Below are 24,903 nucleotides of genomic sequence, written 5' to 3'. Positions count from 1 at the left end.
CTGAAAACCATCATTTTTCCGAAGATTTCGTAAATGTTACGTGATTTTTTTATAGCTTTGCCTACATATAGGAAAACACTTTTATTACATAAAAACACTTTATTTTATGAAATCATTTCAATTCAAGTCACTTCTTCTGCTGGCTGCCCTCGTCATTTCCCTGCCCTCCTTCGGACAAGGACTGAAGGCGTTCAAACTGAAGAACGGTCTTTCCATATATATATGGGAAGACGAATCCAAATCGGACGTATTCGGACTGGTAGGCGTACGTGCCGGTTCCATCAATGACCCTGAAGAGTACACGGGACTTGCACACTACCTGGAACACGTCATGTTTAAAGGAACGGACAAGATAGGCGCGCTGAACTGGACGGAAGAAGAACCGATTTACAAGGAAATCATCGCCAAGTACGACCAGATGGCCGAAGAATCCGATCCGGCAAAAAAGGAAACCATCAGCAAGGAAATCAACGAGCTGACCGTCAAAGCCGGAAAATTGGGGCTTCCCAACGAATACTCCAACCTGATGGAAAGCATGGGTGCCAAAGAAGTGAATGCAGGAACCTACTATGACTGGACTTTCTATCACAGCTCCTTCCCTGCCTATCAGATAAACAAATGGCTGGAAATCTCCTCACAACGTTTCCTGCATCCCGTATTCCGTTCCTTCCAGTCAGAGCTGGAAAATGTGTACGAAGAATACAACCGTTCACAAGACGACCAAGGACGTGCGCAGAACCAGTTCGTGATGGAGAAAGCCTTTGAAGGACATCCCTACTCCCGTTCCATCATCGGCCTGCCCGAACATCTGAAAAATCCCCGCCTGAGCAGGCTGATTGACTTCTACGAACAATGGTATGTACCCGAAAACATGGTACTGGTGCTCGTAGGAAATATCAAAGCCCAACAAATCAGCGGACGCATCAATGCCACCTTCGGACGTCTGGCCGCTAAACCCGCACCCGAACGCAAGACCTACCAGAACCTCGAAATAAAGGGCCGCAAACAGTACTCGGCCAAGATAGGATTCTATCCGCAAGTGACAATGGTATTCAACGGGGTGCCTGCCGGACATCCCGACGAAGATGCTCTGAACATCGCCCTGGCACTACTGAACAACAACAGCCAGACCGGAACTATGGACAAGCTGGTACTGGACGGTGAGCTGACCAGCGCCGGAGCCTACGCCCGCACTTTCCGTGAACAAGGACGCGCCATCGTAGCAGCCATTCCGCTCTACGACGAAAATCAGCGCCGTTTCGAGTCTACCAAGAGCGCCGAAAAGAAAGCCTTGAAAGCCATCCAGCAAATCGCTACCGGAGAATTCGAGGACTGGAAAATTGATGCCATCAAAGCCGAGAAGTGCCGCCAGTTCGACCTGGAGATGGAATCGAACGAGGACAAGGCTATGATACTGATGAATGCTTTCTACAACGAGCAGGATTTAGGCGACATACTCAATTACAAGGACAAGATTATGGCCATCACCACTGACGACATCAAGCGGGTAGCCAAGAAATATCTGTCGGACAATTACTTGGCCCTGTATATCGAAAAAGGAAAACCTGACAAGAACGCCAAGATTGAGAAGCCGGGATACAAACCCGTAGAACCTCCGGTAGGAAAAGAATCGCTCTATGCAACACAATTCAAGAACCTGCCCATCGGACAGATGGAGGAGAAATTCGCAAACTATGGTGAAGTGCAAATCAAGCAGCTGAATGAGCGTTCCAAGATGTACTACACACCCAACAAGGAGAACAACGTATTCCAGCTGATTGTACAATACGGAGTCGGTGAACGCGAATTCCCGAAACTCGGCTATGCCGCCCAGCTGATGAACAACGCAGGCATCATGGGAGCCTACGAACCGCAAGAGCTGAAAGAAGAACTCAGCAAACTGAACGCAACCTGCCACGTGACAGCCGATGACGACAATCTCTACATCATCATGGAGGGTTACGAGGCCACCTTGCCGCAAGTCTGCCAACTACTTTCACGCCAGATTCTGATGCCAAAACTGGACGAAAAGCAACTGGCACGTCTGAAAGGTTCGGCAATGGGTATGCGCCAGCAGCGCAAAGACAACGTCAGCATCCTGAATGAAGCGCTACGCCAATACATGCTCTACGGAGAGAAATCAGACTACATCAAGGAACTGACCGACAAGGAGATTTACGAATTACAGATTTCAGAACTGACGGGAGACATCAACCGTGCCTCCAACTACGAGGCAAAGGTATTCTTCACCGGAACACTCCCCTTCGAGCAAGTATACGACATCCTGAGCAAGAACCTCCCGTTGGTGGCCAACGAACGCCCCTCCAACTCCCCGCAGGCAAAGGAGATGATGCCGGTGACCGAAAACACCGTCTACTTCCTGCCTAACAACGATGCAGAACAAGCCCAAATCCACCTCTACATCCCGATGCAGAAGACTGACAAGAAGGACGACGTGCTGCGTAGCGCATTCAACCAGTACTTCGGCCTTGATTTCACCGGTATCGTTCTGAACGAAATCCGCGAAAAACGCTCCATGGCCTATACAGCCTACGCATTCGTCGGCACGCAAGGCATAGCCGGAAAGGCAAGCTATCTGCGCGGCTACATCGGTACCCAGAACGACAAGGCAAATGATGCACTGGACGTACTGATGGGGCTCGTCAACGACATGCCGAAAAATCCGGAACGTATCGACAACATCAAAAGCTATCTCCGCCAAGCCATGCTGACCAGTCACCCCAGCTTCCGCAACAAAGCCATGGAACTGGTAGGCTTGGGCCACAGAGGCTACACGGACGACCCGGCCAAGGAAAATCTGCCGAAAATAGATGTACTGACCTTTGAAGACATCGTGAAGTTCTACGAAGAGAACATCAAAGGCAAACCATACTGCATTTCCATCATGGGCAATCCAAAGAACATTGACCTGAAGCGGCTGGAAAAATTCGGCAAGGTAGTGAAACTGAATGAACGAAAACTCTTCAACACGAAGGATGCATTGTTCTAACCCTGTCTTATCCCTTTAACAATCCTATCCACGTTCCCCCTCATCAGGGGAACGTGGAGTATAAAAGATTCCCCGACATTTCGGTTGCAAATGCCGGGGAATCTTATTTTCAATATCTGAAGTTCCTTTGCACAATGCCCGGAGTTTCACCGGAAAATCCCTAAGGTTCTCGGACGGCAGACAACAGACTACATTTCCTGATCCTCTTCATTGCCCGAAAGGATAGGCAGACAAATCCTATACTTCACCGCCAGTATGCGGGTGACGAACACCGTCACACCACCCACAATCTGGCACACGAAAGCCTCCATCCCCAAAAGGTAGCATATCCAGTAGAAAGTCCCTCCCACCACACATGCCATCGCATAAATCTCCTTTCGGAATATCAGTGGAATTTCATTAATGAATACATCACGTATCACACCACCCGCAGCCCCGGTAATGCTGCCCATGATAATGGCTACCCAGAAAGGATAGCCCAGAGCGATGCTCTTGCCCACACCGACCACCGTGAACAGTGCCAGGCCGATACTGTCGAATATGAAGAATGTATTGTTCAGATGGATGAGGTGCTTGCCAAAGAGAATGACCCACAACAAGGCCAGTCCGGTACAAATCAAGTAAATGGGATCCGTCATCCAGCCCGGGGTGACGTCCAGTAGCAGGTCGCGTATCGTACCTCCTCCGATGGCCGTCACAAAACCCACTACATACGCACCGAACCAGTCGAACCGTTTGGCCGAAGCCAGACGTATGCCACTGATGGCAAAAGCAAACGTACCGATAAAATCGAGTATCTGAACAAATGTTGGCATTATCATTTTGAAAATTAAAAATTATAAATTAAACAAGTACTTCGCATATCCGAAATTAAATCCAAGTATCCAAAATTGAAAAAGAAAGCAGGCATTTTCAACAGACATCCTGAAAATAATAGGCAAAGTAACAAATAATTTCCCTAAGAAAACGTATTTTTGTCGTATCATTTTTCACCAACTACGACAATGAAAATAACAATCGTATCGGGCGCACGCCCCAACTTCATGAAAATAGCCCCCATCTGCCGTGCCATCGACACTGCCAGAGAGGCCGGAAAGAACATCTCCTACCGCATCGTCTACACCGGTCCGCAGGATGACACCAGCCTGGATGCCTCGCTCTTCTCCGACCTCTCCATGAGGAAACCGGATGCCTGCCTCGGCGTCACCGGACACGACCACTCACAGGTGGCAGCTTCCATCATGCTTGCTTTCGAGAAAGAGTTGGACCAACATCCCGCCCAAATAGTACTGGTAGTAGACGACATGACCGCCACCATGAGCTGTTCCATCGTTGCCAAGAAACGTGGGCTGAAGGTGGCACACGTCATAGCCGGCACACGCTCCTTCGACATGAACATGCCCCGCGAGGTGAACCGCACCATCGTGGATGCCATCTCCGACTATCTCTTCACCGCCGGAATGATTGCCAACCGCAACCTCAACCAGGAAGGCATGATACCCGACTATATCCACTACGTGGGCAACATACTGATTGATACCATCCGCTTCAACCGACACCGCCTGGTGCAGCCCTTATGGTTCTCCAGCCTCGGCCTGCGGAAAGGAAACTACCTGCTGCTCACCCTCAACCGCCGCGACCTGCTGGAAAAGAAGACCGTATTGCACTCCCTGCTCCAGACCGTCATTGAAAAGGCCGACGGCATGCCTATCGTTGCCCCGCTGCACCCCTACGTGCAAAAGGCGGTGAAGTCGCTGGAGCTGGATGCCCCCAACCTACACATCCTGCCTCCACAGCGCTACCTGCACTTCGGGTTCCTCATCAACCAAGCGCGAGGCATAATCACCGACTCAGGCAACATCGCTGAAGAAGCCACCTTTCTCGATGTCCCTTGCATCACCCTCAATACCTATGCCGAGCATCCCGAAACCTGGCGTATCGGTACCAATGAGCTGGTCGGCGAGAATTCCTTTGCCCTCTCCGCCTCACTTGACAAGTTACTGCAGGGCGAATGGAAGCACGCCACCCTCCCCGACCGCTGGGACGGACGGACAGCGGAACGCATCGTACAGACACTACTGAACGGAAACAATTCATAATCCTTCGTGAACTCCATCCCAAGCTTGAGAACATCTGTCCCAAGCCTACGGATGCTTATCCCAAGCTTTGGTTTTTCTATCCCAAAGCTTGGGATAGAACTTTCTCTATGCGTTGTACAACTTTATCCTTTATGCCCAGTAGTTTTTCTGCAAGAATCCTGTACTTTTTTTACCTGTATCCAACAAACAAGCACAAGGCTTTCACGTTCATTTAACCTTATCTCTTGTATCTTTAGTCTATATTTGCTTCTCGGTTAACCTTAATTTGTTAACTTTGCGCCCGAATTATCTGTAACTTATGAAGCAAAGATATACAATTTACGTCCTTTTCCTGCTGTCACTGTTCGTCTCCATCAGCACATCTGCCCAGATTAAGGGGGTTATCACAGACTCTCTCACGAACGAGCCGTTGATGTACATCACCGTACAATATGAAGGGAAAGGTGTAGGCGGCATCTCCAATGCAAACGGTGAATACCAAGTCGAAAACCGCAAAGGCTGGGATGAACTGACATTCTCCGCCATAGGCTACATCACCAAGAAAGTGAAACTGAAGCCTGGCACCCGGACGCTGAACGTCAAGTTGCAACCGGACGACATCTTACTCTCCGAAGTCGTGGTGAAACCCAAGAAGGAAAAATATTCACGCAAGAACAACCCCGCCGTGGAGTTCATGAAGAAGGTCATCGAAAACAAAAAGGCGCTGAAACTGGAAGAGAACGACTACTACCAGTATCAGAAATACGAGAAAATGAAAATGTCGCTCAACGATGTCACCCCCGACAAAATGGAGAAAGGCATCTACAAAAAGTTCTCTTTCTTCAAAGACCAAGTGGAAGTATCGCCCAAGACCAGCAAGATGATTCTGCCCATCTCTATCAAAGAGACGGCCAGCAAGACTATTTTCCGCAAAAACCCCAAGAGCGAAAAGACTATTATCGAAGGTATGAATTCTACCGGCATCGAGGAGTTCTTCAACACCGGAGACATGCTGGGGACCATCCTCACGGACGTATTCTCCGACATCAATATCTACGACGACGACATCCGACTGCTGCAACGCCGCTTCGTCAGCCCCATCGGCCGCGGAGCCATCAGCTTCTACAAATACTATCTGATGGACACGCTCATGGTAGACAAGCAGGAATGCGTGCATCTCACTTTCGTTCCGCAGAACCCGCAGGACTTCGGCTTCACGGGGCACCTCTACGTGGTGAAGGACTCCACCTATGCCGTGAAGAAATGCACCATGAACCTGCCCAAGAAGACGGGTGTCAACTTCGTAGAGAACCTCGACATCGTGCAGCAGTTCGAACAGCTGCCCGACAGCAACTGGGTGCTGACCGACGACGACATGACCGTGGAACTGCACTTCGTGAAGGGTATCCAAGGCCTGGAAGTGCAGCGGACCACCAAGTACAGCGACTATCAATTCGCAGAGATAGAACCCCGCCTCTTCCGTCTGAAAGGGAACGTCATCAAGGAAGCGAACATGCTTGCCAAGAGCGACGAATATTGGGCGAAAGTACGTCAAGTGCCCCTCACCAAGAAGGAGAGCACGATGGATGTATTCATGAACCGTATCGAGCAGATTCCCGGCTTCAAGTACGTCATCTTCGGGGCGAAAGCCTTGATTGAGAACTTTGTGGAGACGGGCAGCAAGAACCATCCCAGCAAGTTCGACTTCGGCCCCATCAATACAATGATAACCAGCAACTACGTCAACGGCACGCGTTTCCGTCTGAGCGGCATGACGACCGGTAACCTCGACCCGCACTGGAGCCTGAGCGGTTACGGCGCCTACGGAACCAAAGACAAGAAATGGTTCTACTCCGGGCAAGTGGCCTACTCCTTCAACAAGCGCGAATACGTATTGTGGGAGTTCCCGAAGCACTACGTCGCCTTCAAGTACACCTACGACGTGATGTCTCCCATGGACAAGTACCTCGCCACGGACAAGGACAACTTGTTTGTCGGCTGGAAATGGACCACTGTAGACCAGATGTCCTACATGCGCGACGCCACGCTGACTTACGAGCTGGAGACCAATACCGGCTTCTCCGTCCAAGCCATGGCGCGCCACCGCAACGACCAGCCAGCGGGACAGCTGCAATACTGGAAGAACAACGGAGAGATATTGGGGCAATGGGATGAAAAGAACACGCTGGTGCACGACATCACCACCACCGAGCTGGGTGTGACCCTGCGTTATGCTCCTGGCGAAACCTTCGTCAACACCAAGCAGCGGCGCGTACCCGTGTCGCTGGATGCGCCGACCTTCACCCTCTCCCACACCGCCGGCTTCAAGGGCGTGCTGGGCGGAGAGTACGACTTCAACCTGACGGAAGCCAGCATCCGCAAGCGCTTCTGGCTCGGCTCGTGGGGCAAGCTGGACGTAACGGCACGTGCCGGTGCGCAATGGAACACCGTTCCCTTTCCCCTGCTGAACCTGCCGATGGCGAACCTTTCATACATCACGCAGAACAACGAGTCCTTCAACCTCATCAACAACATGGAGTTCCTGAACGACCGCTATGCCTCCCTCAACCTAAGCTACGACATGAACGGAAAGCTCTTCAACCGCCTCCCGCTCATCAAGAAGCTGAAGTGGCGCGAGATGTTCCGCATCCGTGGTTTGTGGGGCACGCTGACGGACAAGAACAACCCGTACAAGAGCAACAACCCCGACTTGTTCCTCTTCCCCATGCGCGACGGTGTACCCACCAGCCATGTCATGAGCAAGACTCCCTATGTGGAAGCCAGTGTAGGTATCTACAATATCTTCAAGCTGCTCCATATAGAATATGTACGCCGACTGACCTATACTGACATACCGGGAGTGAAGAAGGGGGGCATACGGTTTATGATATTAATGATATTCTAAAATCTATAACTCAACATGCAACCATTAGCGGAACGGCTTCGGCCAAGAACATTGGATGAATATATTGGCCAGAAACATCTGGTCGGTCAAGATGCGGTGTTGCGCAAGATGATTGACGCGGGACGTATCTCTTCGTTTATCCTGTGGGGACCTCCGGGCGTGGGAAAGACCACTTTGGCACAGATTATCGCCAACAAGCTGGAAACCCCTTTCTATACGCTCAGTGCCGTGACCAGTGGCGTGAAGGACGTACGCGACGTGATAGTGCGTGCCAAGAGTAACCGTTTCTTCTCACAAGCCAGCCCCATCCTTTTCATTGACGAGATACACCGCTTCAGCAAGTCGCAGCAAGACTCGCTGCTGGGAGCCGTGGAGCAAGGCACCGTGACGCTGATAGGCGCCACTACGGAGAACCCGTCGTTCGAAGTCATCCGTCCGTTGCTGTCGCGCTGCCAGCTCTATACCCTGAAATCGCTGGAAAGGGACGACCTGCTGGAACTGTTGCAACGCGCCATCATCACGGACATCGTGCTAAAGGAACGGAAAATAGAACTGAAAGAAACTACCGCCATGCTCCGCTTCAGCGGAGGGGATGCACGCAAGCTGCTCAACATCCTCGAGCTGGTGGTAGACTCCGAAGCCGCAGACCCCGTCGTCATTACCGACGATATGGTGACCGAACGCCTGCAACAGAATCCTCTTGCCTACGACAAGGACGGGGAGATGCACTACGACATCATCTCCGCTTTCATCAAATCCATCCGTGGCAGCGACCCGGACGGCGCCATCTACTGGCTGGCACGCATGGTCGAAGGCGGTGAAGACCCTGCCTTCATAGCTCGCCGCCTCGTCATCTCCGCCTCTGAAGACATCGGACTGGCCAACCCCAACGCGCTGCTGCTTGCCAACGCCTGCTTCGACACCCTGATGAAAGTGGGATGGCCCGAAGGACGCATCCCGCTGGCAGAAGCTACCATATACCTCGCCACCAGCCCCAAGAGCAATTCGGCCTACATGGCCATCAACAATGCACTGGAAGTAGTACGCGAAACGGGTAACCTCCCCGTCCCACTGCATCTGCGCAACGCGCCCACCAAGCTGATGAAGCAGTTGGGCTACGGCGAGAAGTACAAGTACGCCCACGACTACCCCGGCAACTTCGTCAAACAGCAATTCCTGCCCGACGAACTGAAAGACCGCCGTATCTGGGAACCGCAACTCAATCCTGCCGAGCAAAAGCACAAGGAACGGATGCAGCAACTTTGGGGAAAAGAGAGGTTTTAGAACAGACGGAAACCCAGCCCCAAACTGAAATGAAACGCATCGACGTATTTATCCTCTACGCGTTGCCGCTCCCTCAATTCGAGTGTATAGAGATTATGCAGGGTATACTCCCCGTATGAAGAACCGGCAGTCACTATATAAGAAACCCCGGCATAAAGACAGACCCGCTTGGGCAAATGGTAGAGCAACTGTATTCCGGGAGTGATGGAGAAAGCATTACGTTTGTCTTTCTCCATCTCCAGCACAAAGAAATCGACGTCGTTCGTTCCTTCATGCTTGAGGTAAGATGAATAACCGGTCTCAGAAAAACCGGTTATTCCGATGCCGAAGGAAGGCTGTATATCCCAGTTGCCAATGCTGCAACGATAGACGATTCCGGCACTGAAATTACCGTCAATACTTCCGAGCGACACTTCCACCTGATTGAAACCAAGCACCTTACCGTCGTACAGATACTCTTGTCCACTTCCCGGATTCAGTAACAACTGTGCTTGCACTCCCCATGATTTATGCCAGAAATATCTGCCTCCCAATGTCAAAGCGTAATTCAGCTGATGATAATCGTTCAGACACAACCACGAGGATATCCTGCGGACAGAAGTCATATAGGCCATTCCACCATAATCCACGCCTACTTATTCACTACAAAGATGCTTCCAGCTGTATACGACCGTGATTCAAGATATATTGTGCACAGACGTTTGCAGTAGCCATGCAACCCAGCAGAAAGAGAGAGATACGTTTGACAATACCCATAATCCTATTTTTACAATATAAATAGAGTGAATCAGTAGAAATCAAGAGAAGGAGTTTCGGCAGTAAATACTTGCCAGCCATCCAGCACTCCGTTCTCCTCATTCCCATCTTTTCCTAGCTCAAGCTCAACGCGAAAACGGTAAGTACCGGCCTTGGGATAAGTCAGCAGAACAAACTAGAAATCATGTAGATAGTCAACGGGAGAATCAATCGGAGCGGGAGAATAAGAACGGTAGAATAAAGGATATATATCGCTTCCGGCAGGATATTCTTCATTGAAATCCGTCAAGGTCACTATACGGATAGCTGTAATCGGACGGTTCAACTGACAATGCCAGATATCGTCGGCAGTTTCTTCCGAAATGGCCTTCACCTCCGGTACCACCTTCATCATGTAGGCCTCCTTGGGGCAGCGGTTATCGGTTCAGGAGCATGCCCGCTATTATCCAGCAACACCAATCGCACGCCAACCACATCCGCCAAAACAGGAGGAAGCACCTCTTCATCTTCTTCACACTTCATGGCAGTCAGTAAGAGCAAAAGGCAAAAAGAAAGTATTCCGAAAAAAGAAAAGATTGTGCTTCTCATACATTTTCAATATTACATTTACACAAATGTAATGGATTTATGTATACTATACTAATTCTTTTCCCTAAATTTGCGCGAACAATTAATATTCAAGAAGAATGGAAAACAAAAAAATAGTCGTATTAGACGGGTATGCCGCCAACCCCGGCGACCTTTGCTGGGACGAATTGCAAGCTTTGGGTGAATGTAGCATCTACGACCGTACCGCTCCCGGAGAAGTATTGGAACGCGCTGCCAGTGCAGAAATCCTGCTGACCAATAAAACCGTGCTCACTTCCGAACACATGGCTGCACTGCCCGAATTGAAGTACATCGGTGTGCTTGCCACCGGATATAACATTGTAGACACCGCCGCTGCCAAAGAACATGGCATCATCGTCACCAACATCCCTGCCTATAGCACCGACTCGGTTGCCCAAATGGTCTTTGCCCACATTCTGAACATCGCCCAGCAAGTGCAGCACCACTCCGAAGAAGTGCATCAAGGACGCTGGACGGCAAGCAAAGACTTCTGCTTCTGGGACACTCCACTCATCGAACTGCGTGAAAAAAAACTCGGCATTGTAGGCTTGGGACACACCGGTTTCTCCACTGCCCGCATCGCCATTGGCTTCGGCATGAAGGTGTGCGCCTACACTTCCAAGACCAATTTCCAGCTTCCTCCCGAAATCCGCAAGATGGAACTGAACGAACTGTTCCATGAATGCGACATCGTTAGCCTGCATTGTCCCCTCACCGATGCCACCCGCGAAATGGTGAATGCAGAACGCCTCCGCCTGATGAAGCCTACGGCTATCCTAATCAACACCGGACGCGGTCTGCTCATCAACGAACAAGACCTTGCCGATGCCTTGAACAACGGAACCATCTACGCCGCCGGAGTGGACGTACTCTCACAAGAGCCTCCTTGTGCCAACAATCCTTTACTCTCTGCCCGTAACTGCTACATCACCCCGCACATAGCTTGGGCAAGCACCGCCGCACGCGAACGCCTCATGCAAGTTATGCTCGAAAATATAAAGGCCTATCAAGACGGTAAGCCTGTGAATGTAGTGAATAAGTAGGCGTGGATTATAATGGAAGCATCCCTATACTTTCATACCTTTTTCCCCTAACAAAACAAACAGCCAACGCTATGGGAACATCTGCCATCAAAGGTCTGTTCTATATCCGTCTGATAGCAGTGATATTCATCCTGATTGCCATCACCATAGCGGTGGCTTTTCAATTCCGCCTACAACATACACAAGTGCACTTACCGCTATGCCAAGCGCATGCTGTATATTGACTGCATCTTTTCTACTCTCCCAGTCTGAAAAGCATCAAATATTATTCTCCAAACCTAGATTCATGCAGTGACCACAATCCGGTGGTTATGGAGGTGGAACTTTTTAAAAGGCTATAAACGGTCTATTTCTTCTAGAGTTAGACCGGACGCCTTGCTAATAGCCTCTGCAGAAAGACCTGCCGCTTTCAGATTGCGAGCCATTATCTTTATACCTTCTGCACGACCTTCTGCACGACCCTCTGCACGACCTTCTGCACGACCTTCTGCAAGACCTTCTATTCTTCCTTCCAGTTTGGCAGAATCGAGCACATCGTTTTGAATCATGACTGCATTCAAATGTTCATCATACGCCCTTCGTTCTTGAACGTTCATAGAGTAATATTTCAGCTTCTCGCGAGCCTCTCCAAGTCCGGGAGCAGTAGTATCAGGACGAATAGTTCCGTCTTTCAGGTACTTCATCCATTCATTCAACGGAGTAGTAGCCACTTGATCAAACTCGTTTACGCGGATAAGAATATATTCTGGGAAAATTTCGGCGGGCATACGGGGAACAATGGCATTACGCTCCTTAACATTTACCTGCAACTGGTCACCGGTATGTACACCTACAAAGTTATTCTGCCCATGATACAAGAAATCGCTTCCTTGTCCTATGTCAAAGTAGAGGATACTGATGGAGTAGATTTTCTTCACCTTATAGTAAGTATCACCCAACGAGATATGTTCGGTGATAGCCTTTGCCACTCCATAAAGGATACGTTCCAAATAATAGAGTTCACGGGTATTCTGTATTTCGATGATGATAATCTCGTCCTTACTGTTGCGTGCCTTGATGTCAACACGGTTGAACTTGTCATCGGCAGTCTGCTGATTTCCTTCACTTTCCAGTATTTCGATAATCGTGATTTTTTCACCCAGAAATACAGTAAGGAAACCTTCAAGCACACCAAAATTGGCCTTCTGCCGCAATAAACGTTTAATGGCCCAGTCGAAGCGGATATACCTATCTTGCAATTCTTCCATCAGTTAATTATTTTTTAGAAGACAAAGATACGAATGTTTTTCAAGAATAATAGACTATTTCTTCTGTTTCTGTAACAGAGAATACGGTTTCTTGAATCATTTACATATGCCAGCTATTCTTCAAGGGATTTACTGAATATCCCTAGAGAACCGATTCCTCGTTCAGTACCCGAAAGAGAACTTTATTTGTCCTTAACTTTCGGCAATATCGCATTCAATACCATATATCCCGATATACCGGCAACAGTCGTTCCCAGCAATACACCAAACTTCGCTTGGTTGAGCAAATCCGGATATTCTCCTGCAAAAGAAAGATTGGCAATAAATAAGGATACTGTAAAACCAATACCACCCAACAAGGACACTCCGGCCACACTTCTCCAATTCATTCCCGGAGGCATCGAGGACAAACCGCTCTTGACCGCCAGCCAAGTAAACAGAAAAATACCGACAAACTTGCCAAGAAGCAATCCTGCAGCCACGGCTATACTAACAGCTCCAACAACACCACTGCCCCCGTTGAGCACCACACCGGCATTGGCAAAAGCAAAGAGCGGTAGTATCACAAAGTTCACCGTACCATGCAAATTGTCTTCCAAAGATTGTAAGGGACTAATCACATAATCAGAAGCGCGTTCCACTTGTTTTAGAATGGCAATCTGCTCATTAGTCAATATAATATTATCTGATTTTGAAACTGGAAAATCACCGATTATATCGCGGATGCGTTTAATATATTTCCCGGCATCCAAACGGGGACGGGCCGGTATTACAAAGGCCAGTATCACTCCGGAAATAGTGCTGTGAATGCCCGACTGAAGGAACAAATACCAAATAATCACCCCGATAAGCAGGAATAATATTTTCTGTGTCATACCGAATCTCCCCATACAGTAAAGGAAGAAATAAAGGACTGCAGCTACAATAAGGTATCCATAAGCCACCTCGGAACTATAAAAAATAGCAATAACCAGAATGCCTCCAATATCATCGACTACTGCAAATGCCGTCAAAAAGATTTTCAGACTCAAAGGCACTCGCTTACCCAGCAGACTGAGTACCCCCAATGAAAAAGCAATATCCGTAGCCATCGGTATAGCCATACCGCGCGTTCCCGGAGTGCCCTGAACGACCAGAAGTGAATAGACAATGACCGGCAGCAACATACCGCCACACGCCGCTACAAAGGGCAAAGAGGCCTTACGAAAGGAAGAAAGTTCACCAACCAGCAGTTCCCGCTTTATCTCTAATCCCACGGCCAGAAAGAAAACAGTCATCAAGCAGTCATTTATAAACTCAACCATTCTCAACGGATGACCGCCATGGGAGAACAAATTAAAGTCTCCGATACGCAAATGCAGTTCCTGTAAAAGAAAGCCCTGATATAATGGAGCCATCGGTGAATTAGCAATAACGGCCGCCAAAATAGCCATCAAAAACAGCAAGATGCTCGCCACTATATTCAGTGACGAGAAGTCTTTCACAGTACGTAAAATAATCATAAAGAAGTTTATATTTGATTTAAGATTTCATCCTTCCGACATCAATCCAGCTTCAGCACTGCCAAGAACGCTTTCTGAGGTACCTCTACATTACCAATCTGTTTCATTCGTTTCTTACCTCTTTTCTGTTTTTCAAGCAATTTTCGTTTACGGCTCACATCACCGCCATAACATTTGGCTGTTACATCCTTACGAACAGCTTTAATCGTTTCCCGGGAAATAATCTTGGCACCAATAGCAGCCTGAATGGCGATATCGAACTGCTGTCTCGGAATCAAATCCTTTAACTTCTCGCACATCCGGCGTCCCAATTCGTAGGCATTGTCAAAGTGCGTCAAGGTAGAAAGAGCATCCACCGGCTCACCGTTCAGCAAAATATCCAGCTTCACCAGTTTGGAAGGGCGGAAGCCGTGGGGATGATAGTCAAAAGAGGCATATCCCTTGGAGATACTCTTCAATTTATCATAGAAATCGATGACTATTTCGCCAAGAGGCATATCATAATATATTTCCACACGGTTACCGGAAATATATTCCTGCTTCACCAGCTCGCCACGCTTGCCCAAACAAAGAGTCATGATAGGACCGATATAATCAGTAGTGGTAATCACCGAGGCGCGGATATAGGGCTCCTCAATACGGTCTATCATAGTAGGATCCGGCATGCTGCCGGGATTATGCACCTCAGTCATATTTCCCTGCTTGTCATAGACATTGTAGGAAACGTTGGGCACGGTGGTGATAACATTCATGTCAAATTCACGGTCAAGGCGTTCCTGCACAATCTCCATGTGGAGCAATCCGAGAAAACCACACCGGAAACCAAAGCCCAAAGCTAATGAAGACTCAGGCTGGAAAGTCAGCGAAGCATCATTCAGCTGCAACTTCTCCAAAGAAGAGCGCAAATCCTCGAAATCTTCAGCCTCGATAGGGTACACACCGGCAAAAACCATCGGCTTCACTTCCTCAAAACCAGCAATGGCCTCTTCGCAAGGACGGGCAATATGCGTAATCGTATCACCTACTTTCACTTCCTTAGAGGTTTTGATACCCGAGATGATGTAGCCCACATCTCCCGTACGCAACTCCGGACGTGGCATCATTTCCATCTTGAGTACTCCAATCTCATCTGCATCATATTCCTTACCCGTATTGAAGAATTTCACTTTATCCCCTTTACGGATTACGCCATTCACTATCTTGAAATATGCAATGATACCACGGAAAGAATTAAAGACAGAATCGAAAATCAACGCCTGCAACGGAGCTTCCTCGTCACCCTCCGGATGAGGGATACGCTCAATGACTGCAGCCAGGATTTCTTCCACTCCCATGCCCGTTTTGCCGGAAGCACGGATAATCTCATCACGCTTGCAGCCCAGCAGTTCAACGATTTCGTCCTCCACTTCCTCAGGCATAGCGCTTGCCATGTCACATTTGTTGATGACCGGAATAATCTCCAAATCATGCTCAATGGCCATATATAGATTCGAAATAGTCTGTGCCTGCACTCCCTGCGAAGCATCTACAATAAGCAGTGCCCCTTCACAAGCGGCGATAGAACGTGATACCTCGTACGAGAAGTCCACATGTCCCGGAGTGTCTATCAAGTTCAGAATATACTTTTCGCCTTTATATGTATACTCCATTTGTATGGCATGACTCTTGATGGTGATACCCCTTTCCTTCTCAAGGTCCATGTCATCCAGCATCTGTCCGTTAGTTACTTGTATAGTATTGGTAAATTCCAGCAGACGGTCTGCCAAGGTTGATTTACCGTGGTCAATATGAGCAATAATGCAAAAATTCCGTATATTCTTCATTGTCAATAACTATCTATTAATCGGGTGCACAAAGATAGTGAAAACAGAGCAAAAAAAAAACGCGTTGATAACATATTCATGTACCAACGCATCTTTTTATAAAATTCCAGTTAATTCCCCGCTTAGTTCAACTTTACGAACAATTCGCCTTCCACTTCAGAAGTAGAGACCTTGTCTTCTCTTAACAACCAGCCCAATCCCAAGAATAAATCTTTGTCAATCAGCTTGGTTGCTTTCTTGATTTGCTTGTGAGTCAAACCATCTGTGCCATTCAGTACAGTCCAAATCTGTCCTGCAACAATACCAGCTTTTTCTTTCAACATTTCTATTTGCTTTTAGTTAAACGTCACCTTCATCTCCAAGCATAGAGATGTCGGTGTTTTTATATGGCGGCAAAGATAGCCATAATTATGTTATACAACACATTATTAGGCACTTTTTTAGTTCAAGAAATTGAAAAAGTTCCATTTTCTTACTTTGAGGACGTTTTTTCCAAGTATTCAGTCCAAATTTGGGCAGCCACCTCAACCATCCTAGCACACGGGCGTTTAGCATAATACTGCTCGGTACGGGCTTCCGGAACGGACGAACCTTCCGGTTTTCTCAATCCTAACAGTTCAGCACATATCAAAGAGCCGTTCCGCTTCTTGAACTCAGCAGCCAGCTCCTGCACCAATGCATAGTTTGCCGCCTTACCTTCACGATCCTTGCCTTCCACAGCTCCTTTTTCCAATCCGGCCAATAGGAACATGCCGCACGCAGCACCGCATGTCTGCCTCATACGACCTATGCCACCACCAAAAGAGGCAGACATCCGGAAAGCCTGCTCTTCGGTAAAACCGTACATATCTGCAAAAGCTCCCACCACCGACTGCGAACAGTTATAGCCGCTCTTGAAAAGCTCCACAGCTTTTTCTATTCTGTCTTTTGTTTCCATAATCATTCTGTAATTTCCAGTAACATCGGGCAATGGTCTGAATGAACAACGTCACCCAATATTCTCGCCTCCTTCAACATCGGACGCACCGGTTCGCTCACCATGCAATAATCAATACGCCACCCTTTGTTCTTGGCACGTGAATTAAAACGATAGCTCCACCACGTATATTCCTGCTTGTCGGGATGAAGCCAACGGAAGGAATCAATGAATCCTGCATTGAGAAAGCGCGTCATCCACTCTCGCTCTTCAGGCAAAAAGCCACTGCTGGTGGCATTCCTGATAGGGTCATGAATGTCTATTGCCTCATGGCAGATATTATAATCACCACAAAGAATGAGTTTAGGACGCGTACGCTTCAGCTCCAATACATATTCCTGGAATTTCTCCAACCAGACCATCTTAAAAGCCTGACGTTCATCACCGCTGGTACCGGAAGGATGATAAACACTCACGACGGACACATCACCGAAGTCGGCACGAATAAAACGCCCTTCGCTATCGTATTCTTCGATACCCATACCATATTCCACATAGTCCGGTTCCTGCTTGCTCAGAATAGCGACTCCACTATACCCCTTCTTCTGTGCAGAATACAGATAATGTTTATACCCCAAAGCATCCAGCGCTTCTGCCGGATACTGTTCCGGTTGCAGTTTCGTTTCCTGCAAACAAAGTACATCGGGCCGCTCTTGTGCCAGCCACTCGGAAAAACCTTTTGTCACGGCAGCCCGTAACCCATTTACATTATATGTAATAATCTTCATACTTATTTGATTTCTTAAAAATGAATTATTCAAGATGTCAACTAGGATACCAGCAGCATGATATTCAACACAGTAACCACCGCAGCAATGGCGTAAAGTACAAACGTGCTCCATTTACTGTTTACATACTGCCCCATCACTTTACGTGAAGAAGTCAGCCCTACTTGCAGAAAGACCGTGAACGGTAACTGGATACTCAATATCATCTGCGAAATCAACAACCCCTTGAACGGGTTTCCGATAAAGAAAATCAGCAGCAGTGCAATACCCAGTGACAAAATCACACCCACCTGCGAGTGACTGTCTTTAATATGATAGGATTCTCCAAAAATACCGGCAAAGATAGAACCTGCCGCCATACCGCTGGTTATCGTGGAAGATACACCTGCCATCAGTAATGCCAATGCAAAAACCACGGCAGCACCGCTCCCCAACAACGGTTCCAGCAAAGATTTTGCCTGCTGCAACTCTTCCACCTGAATACCGCTTTTAAAGAAAGTTGCCGCAGCCAGCAGTATCATGGCACTATTAATGGCCCACCCCACAATCATGGAAAACAAAGTGTCGAACAATTCATATTTCAGCACTTTGCGGATGGACGCATCATCTTTCTTGTTATATTCGTGGCTCTGTATCACCTCCGAATGCAAAAACAGATTATGCGGCATCACCACCGCACCGAGCACACTCATGATAATCAACATGCTTCCATGCGGGAACGAGGGTGTCACCCACCCTTGTATAGCCAACGGCCAATCTATCTTCACCAGAAACAGCTCATAGATAAAGGAAAGCCCGATGACCGAAACAAAAGCAATGATAGAACGTTCTATCTTCTTGTAGGAATTAGTGAAAAGCATGACGACTACAAATACGGTAGTCAAAATAGAGCCCCATACAATTGGAATGCCAAACAACATCTGCAAAGCGATGGCACCTCCCAATATCTCTGCCAGCGAAGTCGAGATCGAAGCCAGCACCGCCGTACCCAATATGGGACGCGACACCCAAGAAGGAGTATATTTGGTAGCGGCTTCAGACAAGCACAAGCCGGTTACAATTCCCAAATGCGCCACATTATGTTGCAATACAATCAGCATAATGGTAGATAAAGTCACGACCCACAGCAATGAATAACCAAATTCAGACCCTGCCGCAAAATTAGACGCCCAGTTTCCCGGGTCAATAAAACCTACAGTCACCAGCAGTCCGGGACCTATATATTTAAAAACGTCCAGACCACCCAGATAGCGTTTATGGTCTCTCCGTTTCAAGTCTTTAAAAATATTCCTCATCATGTCTGCCTAATTAAGAACGTAAAAATACTCAAATAATAACAAATACACCCATGTTAGGTTCAAAAAAAGCCCCTGGCATTTTTCAATGTCAGAGGCTCTCGTCCATTCTTTCAAGCAGGAGGCTCAATACCCCATCTCGTGCAATGCCTTGCACAATTGGTCGGGGCAGGAAGTGGAACGTTTCCCGCAGCGAATTCCTTCCAAACGGGCAATCACCGCATCTACCGGCATATCTTTCACCAAACGTGAAAGTCCTTGCAGGTTTCCATTACATCCACCCCAAAAAGTAACCTCTTTCACAATACCATCTTCCACATCCAGCTCGATGTCACTGCTACATGTACCTTGAGTCTTGTATGTATATGTCATTACTCTTCGTTTTCTTCCGGTTTCATATTGGTATAAACCGTCTGCACATCATCAAACTCTTCAAGACGTTCCACCATTTTGTCGATAGTTTCGCGTTGCTCGGAAGTTACATCCTTCATATCATTGGGAATGTAAGTGAACTCACCACCGACATCTTCGAAGCCGCATTCTTCCAAATGCTTCTGAATAGCCGCATAGCTCTTCGGGTCACCATAGATAGTGATAGTGCCTTCTTCTTCATCTTCCTCGAAGTCTTCCTCTACATCATAGTCAATCAAGTCAAGGATAAGTTCTTCCATATCGATGCCGTCTTTCTTCTTGAAAGTGAATACACACTTATGGTCAAACAAGAAAGCCAGTGAACCCATTGTTCCCAAGTTACCGCCGAACTTGTTGAATACGGAACGCACATCGGCTACCGTACGGGTAGTGTTATCGGTCAGCGTATCCACAAAAACAGCCACACCGTGAGGACCGTATCCTTCATAGGTCATACCCTTATAGTCGCTCTGGTCCTTACCCATCGCATTCTTGATAGCACGTTCAATATTATCCTTCGGCATGTTTTCACGCTTACAAGTAGCGATTACCGAACGCAGTGTCGGGTTGTTTTCCGGCTCCGGACCACCGGCCTTCACCGCAATAGCAATTTGTTTACCCAGTCTTGTAAAGGTCTTTGCCATGTGACCCCATCTTTTCAATTTGGCAGCTTTTCTATATTCAAATGCTCTTCCCATTGGAACTGTATTTTAAATTATGAATTATAAATTCTGAATAATGAATCAACGCAGCTTGGCATTCAACCTGTCCTCCAGGTTCTTCACCAGTTTGGACATAATCTTGTCAATCTGCTTGTCGTTCAATGTTGCATTCTCATCTTGCAGCAGGAAGCTCACCGCGTAACTCTTCTTACCGGCTTCCAGATTCTTACCCTCATAAACATCGAAGAGAGAAACCTCCTTCAGCAGCTTTTTCTCCGTCTCGTAGGCAATCTTCTCAATTTCCGCAAACTGCACTTTCTTGTCGAGCAGTAACGCCAAGTCACGTTTCACGGCAGGGAACTTGGAGATTTCCGTATAGCTCACCTTCACATTGCGGATGGCCTTCAACAATTCTTTCCAGTTGAAATCGGCGTAGTAAACCTCGTTGTCAATATCGAATGCCTTCAGCAGCTTCTTTGTTACAATACCGAAAGTAGCCAACAGCTTCCCCCCCCTTGTCTGTACGGATAAACCGGCAGCATAGATGTCATCAGTCAGATTCCCGACAACCAAATCATGCATGTGCAGCCCCAATCTGGCAAAGACATTCTCAACGTATGCCTTCAGCTCATATACCGAGCTGTTCTCATCCGGATGAGCCCATGAGTTGGTCACCCTCTTGCCAGTCACCCACAAACCAAGATGATAGTCTTCGGAATAAGCGGCAAGCACCTTTTCCGGATTCTTCTTCTCCTCGTTGAAGTGATAACAATTACCGAATTCAAAGAATTTCAGGTCTGCATTCTTACGGTTGGCGTTGTGCGAGATGCTTTCCAATCCACCGAAAAGCAGTGTCTGACGCATGGCATTCAGATCTGCGCTCAACGGATTCAGCAACATTACCAGATTCTTTGACGGATAAGACTCCAAGTTGTCATAGTAAGCGGCACGGGTCAATGAGTTATTCAGAATCTCATTGAAGCCACAACCCACCAGCTGCTCGGCAACCAGGTTCTGCAATTTGTTGGATTTATCATATTCCCCCTTGGTAGTCAGACAAGACTTCAAGGCAGTCGGAATCTCTACATTATTATATCCGTAGATGCGCAGGATATCCTCTATCACATCGCAATCGCGCTGCACGTCCACACGGTAAGGAGGAACATCCAGTGTAAGTCCTTCGGCTGTCTCGTCTACAATTTTCATTTCCAGACTTGTCACGATGCTCTTGACAGTATCCACCGGAATAACTTTACCAATCAATGAGTTTACTTTCTCATAAGCAAGTTCCACACGGAAATCCTTGGCAGGAGCGGCGCACACATCTTTTATGTCAGAAGAAATAGTACCTCCGGCAAGTTCCTTTACCATCAAAGCAGCCAGCTTCAGGCAGTAAATAGTGGCATTCGGGTCAATACCTCTTTCAAAACGGAAAGAAGCATCTGTGTTCAACGCATGGCGACGGGCTGTCTTGCGCACCCATGTGGGATGGAAGTAGGCGCTTTCAAGGAACACATCCTTGGTGGTTTCCGTAGAACCGGAATCCAGACCGCCGAACACACCGGCAATGCACATCGCCTCTTCCTTGTTGCAAATCATCAAGTCGCGTTCGTTCAATTTGCGTTCCACACCGTCAAGAGTTACAAACGGTGTACCTTCCGGCATTGTCTTTACAATCACCTCGCTGCCTTTAATCTTATCCGCATCGAAGCAGTGCAGCGGCTGGCCGAAAGCATGGACGATATAGTTGGTAATATCCACCACATTATTGATAGGACGCAGGCCGATAATACGCAACTTGTTCTGCAACCATTCGGGGCTTTCTTTTACTGTAACCCCTTTCACCGTAACGCCGGCATATCGGGGACATGCTTCGCTGTTCTCTACAGTTACTTTAATATCCAAGTCGTGATTTTCTACCGCAAAAGCGTCTACCGTAGGTTTCTTCAAAGTAGCCGGCTTACCGTTCTGTATCAAGTAGGCATACAAGTCACGTGCCACCCCATAATGCGAGCAAGCATCGGCGCGGTTGGGAGTAATGTCCACTTCCAGCACGTAATCGCTCTTGATGTTATAATAATCCTTGGCAAGCGTACCCGGAACAGCTGTTTCCGGCAGTACGATGATGCCTGCATGGTCCGTACCGATACCGATTTCATCCTCAGCACAAATCATGCCGACAGATTCCACGCCACGAAGTTTTGATTTCTTGATGGTAAAGCATTCGTCACCGTCATACAGTTTTGTACCCAACGTGGCCACTACCACCTTCTGTCCGGCAGCTACATTCGGAGCGCCGCATACAATCTGCACGGGTTCACCTTGTCCCAGGTTCACCGTAGTGACGTGCATATGGTCTGAGTTAGGATGAGCTTCGCATGTCAGCACTTCGCCGATGACCAGTCCTTCCAGTCCGCCTTTAATGGTTTGCACCTCTTCCACACTTCCCGTTTCCAGTCCGATGGACGTCAAGGCAGCAGCGACTTCATCCGGTGTCAAATCGAAATCGACATACTCTTTCAACCAATTATAAGAGATATTCATATCATTATATTTTTATTGTTTCCAAAAGTGACCCGCAAAGGTAATAAGATTTTTTGGTTGGCAGGGAATTATAAATGAAGAAAATAACAAAAAGGCGATGAAGTGCTTTTTCTTCACCGCCTTTCCCCTACTATTCTATATAAATCTACATTTATATATTCATTGCATTGGCGCCTAAAGCTCCCAATACAGCGGAAGCAACAGCTATCACTACCTTCAAAATCTTGTCCCAAACGTTCTTTTTCATAGTCTCAATCTTTCAAAATCAGTAAATACATCTTATCCTAACGGGTTCTCTCCCTGGTCACCGTCGGAACCGCCACCGGAATTGCACCGTCACCGGCATCAGGTTACGGATTACATTATGTACATCACCCGGAGTCAATGAAGACTTCTCGGCAATCACCTCAGCCAGCTGTTGCGCATCCACAGCCCTTCCCACTTTCTTCAAACTCAGATGCCAAAGTTTGGCACCCTCTTTCGTCGCCAGAGACGACTGTCTTGCATAATAAAATAAAGGCATACTTTCTTTCTCCTTTTTACATTTTTAATTCAACATGGTTTTTAATCTCGTTTTGTTGATCAACAATGCAAAGGTGGGGATATATATGCCTGCAAACAAAGAAAACAGCCTCGCTGGAGCTGTTTTCTGAGATAAGTTTTAAAGCATTGATTTACAAGTCATCAGTTCAAGCAAGCCAACTTAATCAAGAAAAGGAAAGCTTATTTCAAATGGATTGATGTAATCCAAAATACCTTCTCATGAAACAGACATAAATGAGACTTAACAAAAGGATGGTACATAGCAGATACCGGTAGCCTGAATCCAGACACATTATATATCCTACGATGACGATTGCCTGCACTGCCATGTAAATAGAAGAAACCACCACATGAGGAATCTTCAGCTCATTCGCCATAATCTGATACATATGCTTGCGATGCGGCAGGCCGATATTCTCGTGAAGCATCAGACGGTGGATGATAGTCAGCACACTATCCACACCGTAAACGGATAAAAGGACTATCCAGCTGAAATCTTCCGTCCGGATGATGAGCCTGCCTATCAGGAAGAGAAGGATGAAGGCAATGCTCACCGACCCCACATCACCCGCAAAGCACTTGGCACGCTTGCGGAAATTGAAGAAGCAGAAGACAAGAACGGAGCAGATAACGGTATAGATGAAATCCGCTTCCACAAAAGCCACCACCTCTTTATTGACATAGGCCAACGCAGCAAGAACAACCAGAGAATAACCGCCGGTTATGCCGTTAATGCCATCCATAAAGTTGTAGGCATTGATGATGCCCGTACAGACTATCAAGGCTATGACTATCCACCACCACGACAAGGAGAAAAGTCCCCACTGATAAAACATCAACGCCATGGCGGAGAAATGAAAAAGCAGCCGTGTCATCTGTCCCGTGGATCTTATATCGTCCACGAAGCTGATGAACGTCACCAGCGTCAAGGCAAGCAGGAACCAGGGATATTCAAAACCACTTGTCAGGAAACAGGCCAACGCCCCGAAATAGAAGATAATCCCACCGCCGCGCAAAGTCACTTTCGTATGGGAACTCCGTTCATTGGGCTTGTCGATGATATTGCACCTGTCAGCCACCTTAAAATAAAAAAGTTCTGCCAGAAACAGCAGAACCAATATCAGCAGATAATACATAACAGTACTTTCCTATTTAATTCTTAATTACTACCGGTGCGATAAAATCGCATTAGTTTTTGAATCATCAAATAAAGAGAGAACCTTGACATCTTGGTTTGAATTGATTGCCGGGGACTGCTTGGTGATAAGTAAATCAAATTCAAATCAAAAAATCAATATACCCTTGTATTTAACTAAATACTAACTGTTTAATAATAAGTAGATGTTCATAATTGGTTTATATCATAAGGTTTTGATACCTTTGCCTCATAAAATTCAAATATGCACTTATGGGCAAAATCAAATCAATCATATTAAAGGATTCCGAACGCTTGGCGTTGGAAACGGGTTTCCGACAGGGAGACAGCC

The 24,903-nt window shown here is 47.4% G+C and carries 22 protein-coding genes and 2 pseudogenes; 7 read left to right on the top strand and 17 right to left on the bottom strand.

Annotated elements, in window-relative coordinates; translation table 11 throughout:
- Positions 1-106 precede the first annotated feature (106 nt).
- Positions 107-3,010 carry a pitrilysin family protein gene (locus HU824_RS13370; protein ID WP_176469109.1) on the top strand — a complete coding sequence of 968 codons (2,904 nt, stop codon included), beginning with the start codon at positions 107-109 and terminating at the stop codon, positions 3,008-3,010.
- Between the two features lie 188 nt (positions 3,011-3,198).
- Here the strand turns inward: HU824_RS13370 and HU824_RS13365 are convergent, their stop codons facing one another.
- Positions 3,199-3,825, bottom strand: a complete 627-nt coding sequence (locus HU824_RS13365; protein ID WP_176469108.1) for a trimeric intracellular cation channel family protein — start codon at positions 3,823-3,825, stop codon at positions 3,199-3,201.
- A 189-nt stretch (positions 3,826-4,014) separates the two neighbouring features.
- On the opposite strand from HU824_RS13365, the gene wecB reads away from it, so the two are divergent.
- The 3 genes from wecB to HU824_RS13350 all read left to right on the top strand — a co-directional run bounded on the left by wecB (position 4,015) and on the right by HU824_RS13350 (position 9,277).
- Positions 4,015-5,109, top strand: a complete 1,095-nt coding sequence (gene wecB, locus HU824_RS13360) for a non-hydrolyzing UDP-N-acetylglucosamine 2-epimerase (RefSeq protein WP_136010522.1) — start codon at positions 4,015-4,017, stop codon at positions 5,107-5,109.
- Positions 5,110-5,407: 298 nt separating this feature from the next.
- The gene (locus HU824_RS13355; protein WP_136010523.1) at positions 5,408-7,993 is read left to right on the top strand and encodes a DUF5686 and carboxypeptidase-like regulatory domain-containing protein; all 2,586 of its coding nucleotides are present in this window, start codon (positions 5,408-5,410) and stop codon (positions 7,991-7,993) included.
- Positions 7,994-8,008: 15 nt separating this feature from the next.
- Positions 8,009-9,277 (top strand): replication-associated recombination protein A, encoded by a 1,269-nt coding sequence (locus tag HU824_RS13350; RefSeq protein WP_176469107.1) that lies wholly within the window; start codon positions 8,009-8,011, stop codon positions 9,275-9,277.
- Here the strand turns inward: HU824_RS13350 and HU824_RS13345 are convergent.
- The 3 genes from HU824_RS13345 to HU824_RS13335 form a co-directional block, all read right to left on the bottom strand.
- Entirely contained in the window at positions 9,274-9,906 is a 633-nt protein-coding gene (locus tag HU824_RS13345; RefSeq protein ID WP_176469106.1) for a hypothetical protein, read from the bottom strand. The two genes, HU824_RS13350 and HU824_RS13345, sit on opposite strands and share 4 nt — an antisense overlap.
- A gap of 302 nt (positions 9,907-10,208) precedes the next feature.
- Positions 10,209-10,427 (bottom strand): DUF5034 domain-containing protein, encoded by a 219-nt coding sequence (locus tag HU824_RS13340; RefSeq protein ID WP_176469105.1) that lies wholly within the window; start codon positions 10,425-10,427, stop codon positions 10,209-10,211.
- Positions 10,424-10,621, bottom strand: a complete 198-nt coding sequence (locus HU824_RS13335; protein WP_136010527.1) for a hypothetical protein — start codon at positions 10,619-10,621, stop codon at positions 10,424-10,426. Before HU824_RS13335 ends, HU824_RS13340 begins: the two co-directional genes overlap by 4 nt.
- A gap of 98 nt (positions 10,622-10,719) precedes the next feature.
- Here HU824_RS13335 and HU824_RS13330 point away from each other — a divergent pair, with 98 nt between their 5' ends.
- The 3 genes and pseudogenes from HU824_RS13330 to HU824_RS20055 form a co-directional block, all read left to right on the top strand.
- Positions 10,720-11,685: a D-2-hydroxyacid dehydrogenase gene (locus tag HU824_RS13330; protein ID WP_136010528.1), complete on the top strand. Its 966-nt coding sequence runs from the start codon at positions 10,720-10,722 to the stop codon at positions 11,683-11,685.
- Positions 11,686-11,756: 71 nt separating this feature from the next.
- Positions 11,757-11,909 carry a hypothetical protein gene (locus tag HU824_RS13325; RefSeq protein WP_176469104.1) on the top strand — a complete coding sequence of 51 codons (153 nt, stop codon included), beginning with the start codon at positions 11,757-11,759 and terminating at the stop codon, positions 11,907-11,909.
- A pseudogene (locus HU824_RS20055) lies at positions 11,875-12,026 on the top strand (endonuclease); the annotation flags it as partial. The gene HU824_RS13325 and the pseudogene HU824_RS20055, both read left to right, overlap by 35 nt.
- Here the strand turns inward: HU824_RS20055 and HU824_RS13320 are convergent.
- The 13 genes and pseudogenes from HU824_RS13320 to HU824_RS13260 form a co-directional block, all read right to left on the bottom strand.
- Positions 12,021-12,932 (bottom strand): PD-(D/E)XK nuclease family transposase, encoded by a 912-nt coding sequence (locus HU824_RS13320; protein ID WP_176469103.1) that lies wholly within the window; start codon positions 12,930-12,932, stop codon positions 12,021-12,023. The pseudogene HU824_RS20055 and the gene HU824_RS13320 overlap by 6 nt on opposite strands.
- A gap of 182 nt (positions 12,933-13,114) precedes the next feature.
- The gene (gene nhaA, locus HU824_RS13315; protein ID WP_176469102.1) at positions 13,115-14,434 is read right to left on the bottom strand and encodes a Na+/H+ antiporter NhaA; all 1,320 of its coding nucleotides are present in this window, start codon (positions 14,432-14,434) and stop codon (positions 13,115-13,117) included.
- Positions 14,435-14,475: 41 nt separating this feature from the next.
- Positions 14,476-16,257 carry a translation elongation factor 4 gene (lepA, locus tag HU824_RS13310; protein WP_136010531.1) on the bottom strand — a complete coding sequence of 594 codons (1,782 nt, stop codon included), beginning with the start codon at positions 16,255-16,257 and terminating at the stop codon, positions 14,476-14,478.
- Between the two features lie 122 nt (positions 16,258-16,379).
- Positions 16,380-16,580 carry a winged helix-turn-helix domain-containing protein gene (locus tag HU824_RS13305; protein ID WP_136010532.1) on the bottom strand — a complete coding sequence of 67 codons (201 nt, stop codon included), beginning with the start codon at positions 16,578-16,580 and terminating at the stop codon, positions 16,380-16,382.
- Positions 16,581-16,729: 149 nt separating this feature from the next.
- Positions 16,730-17,200 (bottom strand): C-GCAxxG-C-C family protein, encoded by a 471-nt coding sequence (locus tag HU824_RS13300; protein ID WP_022401337.1) that lies wholly within the window; start codon positions 17,198-17,200, stop codon positions 16,730-16,732.
- The gene (locus tag HU824_RS13295; RefSeq protein WP_176469101.1) at positions 17,197-17,961 is read right to left on the bottom strand and encodes an exodeoxyribonuclease III; all 765 of its coding nucleotides are present in this window, start codon (positions 17,959-17,961) and stop codon (positions 17,197-17,199) included. The genes HU824_RS13300 and HU824_RS13295 overlap by 4 nt, the downstream gene beginning before the upstream one ends.
- A gap of 41 nt (positions 17,962-18,002) precedes the next feature.
- Positions 18,003-19,256 carry an Nramp family divalent metal transporter gene (locus HU824_RS13290; RefSeq protein WP_176469117.1) on the bottom strand — a complete coding sequence of 418 codons (1,254 nt, stop codon included), beginning with the start codon at positions 19,254-19,256 and terminating at the stop codon, positions 18,003-18,005.
- A gap of 126 nt (positions 19,257-19,382) precedes the next feature.
- On the bottom strand, positions 19,383-19,628 hold the full coding sequence (locus HU824_RS13285) for a TIGR03905 family TSCPD domain-containing protein (protein ID WP_176469100.1): 246 nt from the start codon (positions 19,626-19,628) through the stop codon (positions 19,383-19,385).
- Complete coding sequence (locus HU824_RS13280) at positions 19,628-20,365, bottom strand: YebC/PmpR family DNA-binding transcriptional regulator (RefSeq protein ID WP_136010536.1); 738 nt, start codon at positions 20,363-20,365, stop codon at positions 19,628-19,630. Before HU824_RS13280 ends, HU824_RS13285 begins: the two co-directional genes overlap by 1 nt.
- 45 nt (positions 20,366-20,410) lie before the next feature.
- A complete protein-coding gene (gene pheT / locus HU824_RS13275; protein ID WP_176469099.1) occupies positions 20,411-22,873 on the bottom strand; it encodes a phenylalanine--tRNA ligase subunit beta in 2,463 nt (820 codons plus the stop codon).
- Positions 22,874-23,024: 151 nt separating this feature from the next.
- Positions 23,025-23,120, bottom strand: coding sequence for a smalltalk protein (locus HU824_RS13270; protein ID WP_176469098.1), 96 nt, complete (start codon positions 23,118-23,120; stop codon positions 23,025-23,027).
- A 96-nt stretch (positions 23,121-23,216) separates the two neighbouring features.
- Positions 23,217-23,396: pseudogene (locus tag HU824_RS13265) on the bottom strand (DNA-binding protein); the annotation flags it as partial.
- Between the two features lie 205 nt (positions 23,397-23,601).
- On the bottom strand, positions 23,602-24,552 hold the full coding sequence (locus HU824_RS13260; RefSeq protein ID WP_176469097.1) for a glycosyltransferase family 4 protein: 951 nt from the start codon (positions 24,550-24,552) through the stop codon (positions 23,602-23,604).
- Positions 24,553-24,903: the final 351 nt, after the last annotated feature.

Source organism: Bacteroides sp. L10-4 (assembly GCF_013373675.1).
Classification (GTDB): Bacteria; Bacteroidota; Bacteroidia; order Bacteroidales; family Bacteroidaceae; genus Bacteroides; species Bacteroides muris.
This window is presented reverse-complemented; position numbering and strand designations above follow the sequence as displayed.

Bases quoted from the DNA above. Each gene is read 5' to 3' on its own strand.
- HU824_RS13320 (WP_176469103.1), bottom strand. From the start codon at position 12,932: ATGGAAGAATTGCAAGATAGGTATATCCGCTTCGACTGGGCCATTAAA.
- HU824_RS13350 (WP_176469107.1), top strand. From the start codon at position 8,009: ATGCAACCATTAGCGGAACGGCTTCGGCCAAGAACATTGGATGAATAT.
- lepA (WP_136010531.1), bottom strand. From the start codon at position 16,257: ATGAAGAATATACGGAATTTTTGCATTATTGCTCATATTGACCACGGT.
- HU824_RS13270 (WP_176469098.1), bottom strand. From the start codon at position 23,120: ATGAAAAAGAACGTTTGGGACAAGATTTTGAAGGTAGTGATAGCTGTT.
- nhaA (WP_176469102.1), bottom strand. From the start codon at position 14,434: ATGATTATTTTACGTACTGTGAAAGACTTCTCGTCACTGAATATAGTG.
- HU824_RS13365 (WP_176469108.1), bottom strand. From the start codon at position 3,825: ATGCCAACATTTGTTCAGATACTCGATTTTATCGGTACGTTTGCTTTT.
- HU824_RS13305 (WP_136010532.1), bottom strand. From the start codon at position 16,580: ATGTTGAAAGAAAAAGCTGGTATTGTTGCAGGACAGATTTGGACTGTA.
- HU824_RS13330 (WP_136010528.1), top strand. From the start codon at position 10,720: ATGGAAAACAAAAAAATAGTCGTATTAGACGGGTATGCCGCCAACCCC.
- HU824_RS13340 (WP_176469105.1), bottom strand. From the start codon at position 10,427: ATGATGAAGGTGGTACCGGAGGTGAAGGCCATTTCGGAAGAAACTGCC.
- wecB (WP_136010522.1), top strand. From the start codon at position 4,015: ATGAAAATAACAATCGTATCGGGCGCACGCCCCAACTTCATGAAAATA.
- HU824_RS13280 (WP_136010536.1), bottom strand. From the start codon at position 20,365: ATGGGAAGAGCATTTGAATATAGAAAAGCTGCCAAATTGAAAAGATGG.
- HU824_RS13370 (WP_176469109.1), top strand. From the start codon at position 107: ATGAAATCATTTCAATTCAAGTCACTTCTTCTGCTGGCTGCCCTCGTC.
- HU824_RS13325 (WP_176469104.1), top strand. From the start codon at position 11,757: ATGGGAACATCTGCCATCAAAGGTCTGTTCTATATCCGTCTGATAGCA.
- HU824_RS13260 (WP_176469097.1), bottom strand. From the start codon at position 24,552: ATGTATTATCTGCTGATATTGGTTCTGCTGTTTCTGGCAGAACTTTTT.
- HU824_RS13300 (WP_022401337.1), bottom strand. From the start codon at position 17,200: ATGATTATGGAAACAAAAGACAGAATAGAAAAAGCTGTGGAGCTTTTC.
- HU824_RS13355 (WP_136010523.1), top strand. From the start codon at position 5,408: ATGAAGCAAAGATATACAATTTACGTCCTTTTCCTGCTGTCACTGTTC.
- HU824_RS13290 (WP_176469117.1), bottom strand. From the start codon at position 19,256: ATGAGGAATATTTTTAAAGACTTGAAACGGAGAGACCATAAACGCTAT.
- HU824_RS13335 (WP_136010527.1), bottom strand. From the start codon at position 10,621: ATGAGAAGCACAATCTTTTCTTTTTTCGGAATACTTTCTTTTTGCCTT.
- HU824_RS13295 (WP_176469101.1), bottom strand. From the start codon at position 17,961: ATGAAGATTATTACATATAATGTAAATGGGTTACGGGCTGCCGTGACA.
- pheT (WP_176469099.1), bottom strand. From the start codon at position 22,873: ATGAATATCTCTTATAATTGGTTGAAAGAGTATGTCGATTTCGATTTG.
- HU824_RS13285 (WP_176469100.1), bottom strand. From the start codon at position 19,628: ATGACATATACATACAAGACTCAAGGTACATGTAGCAGTGACATCGAG.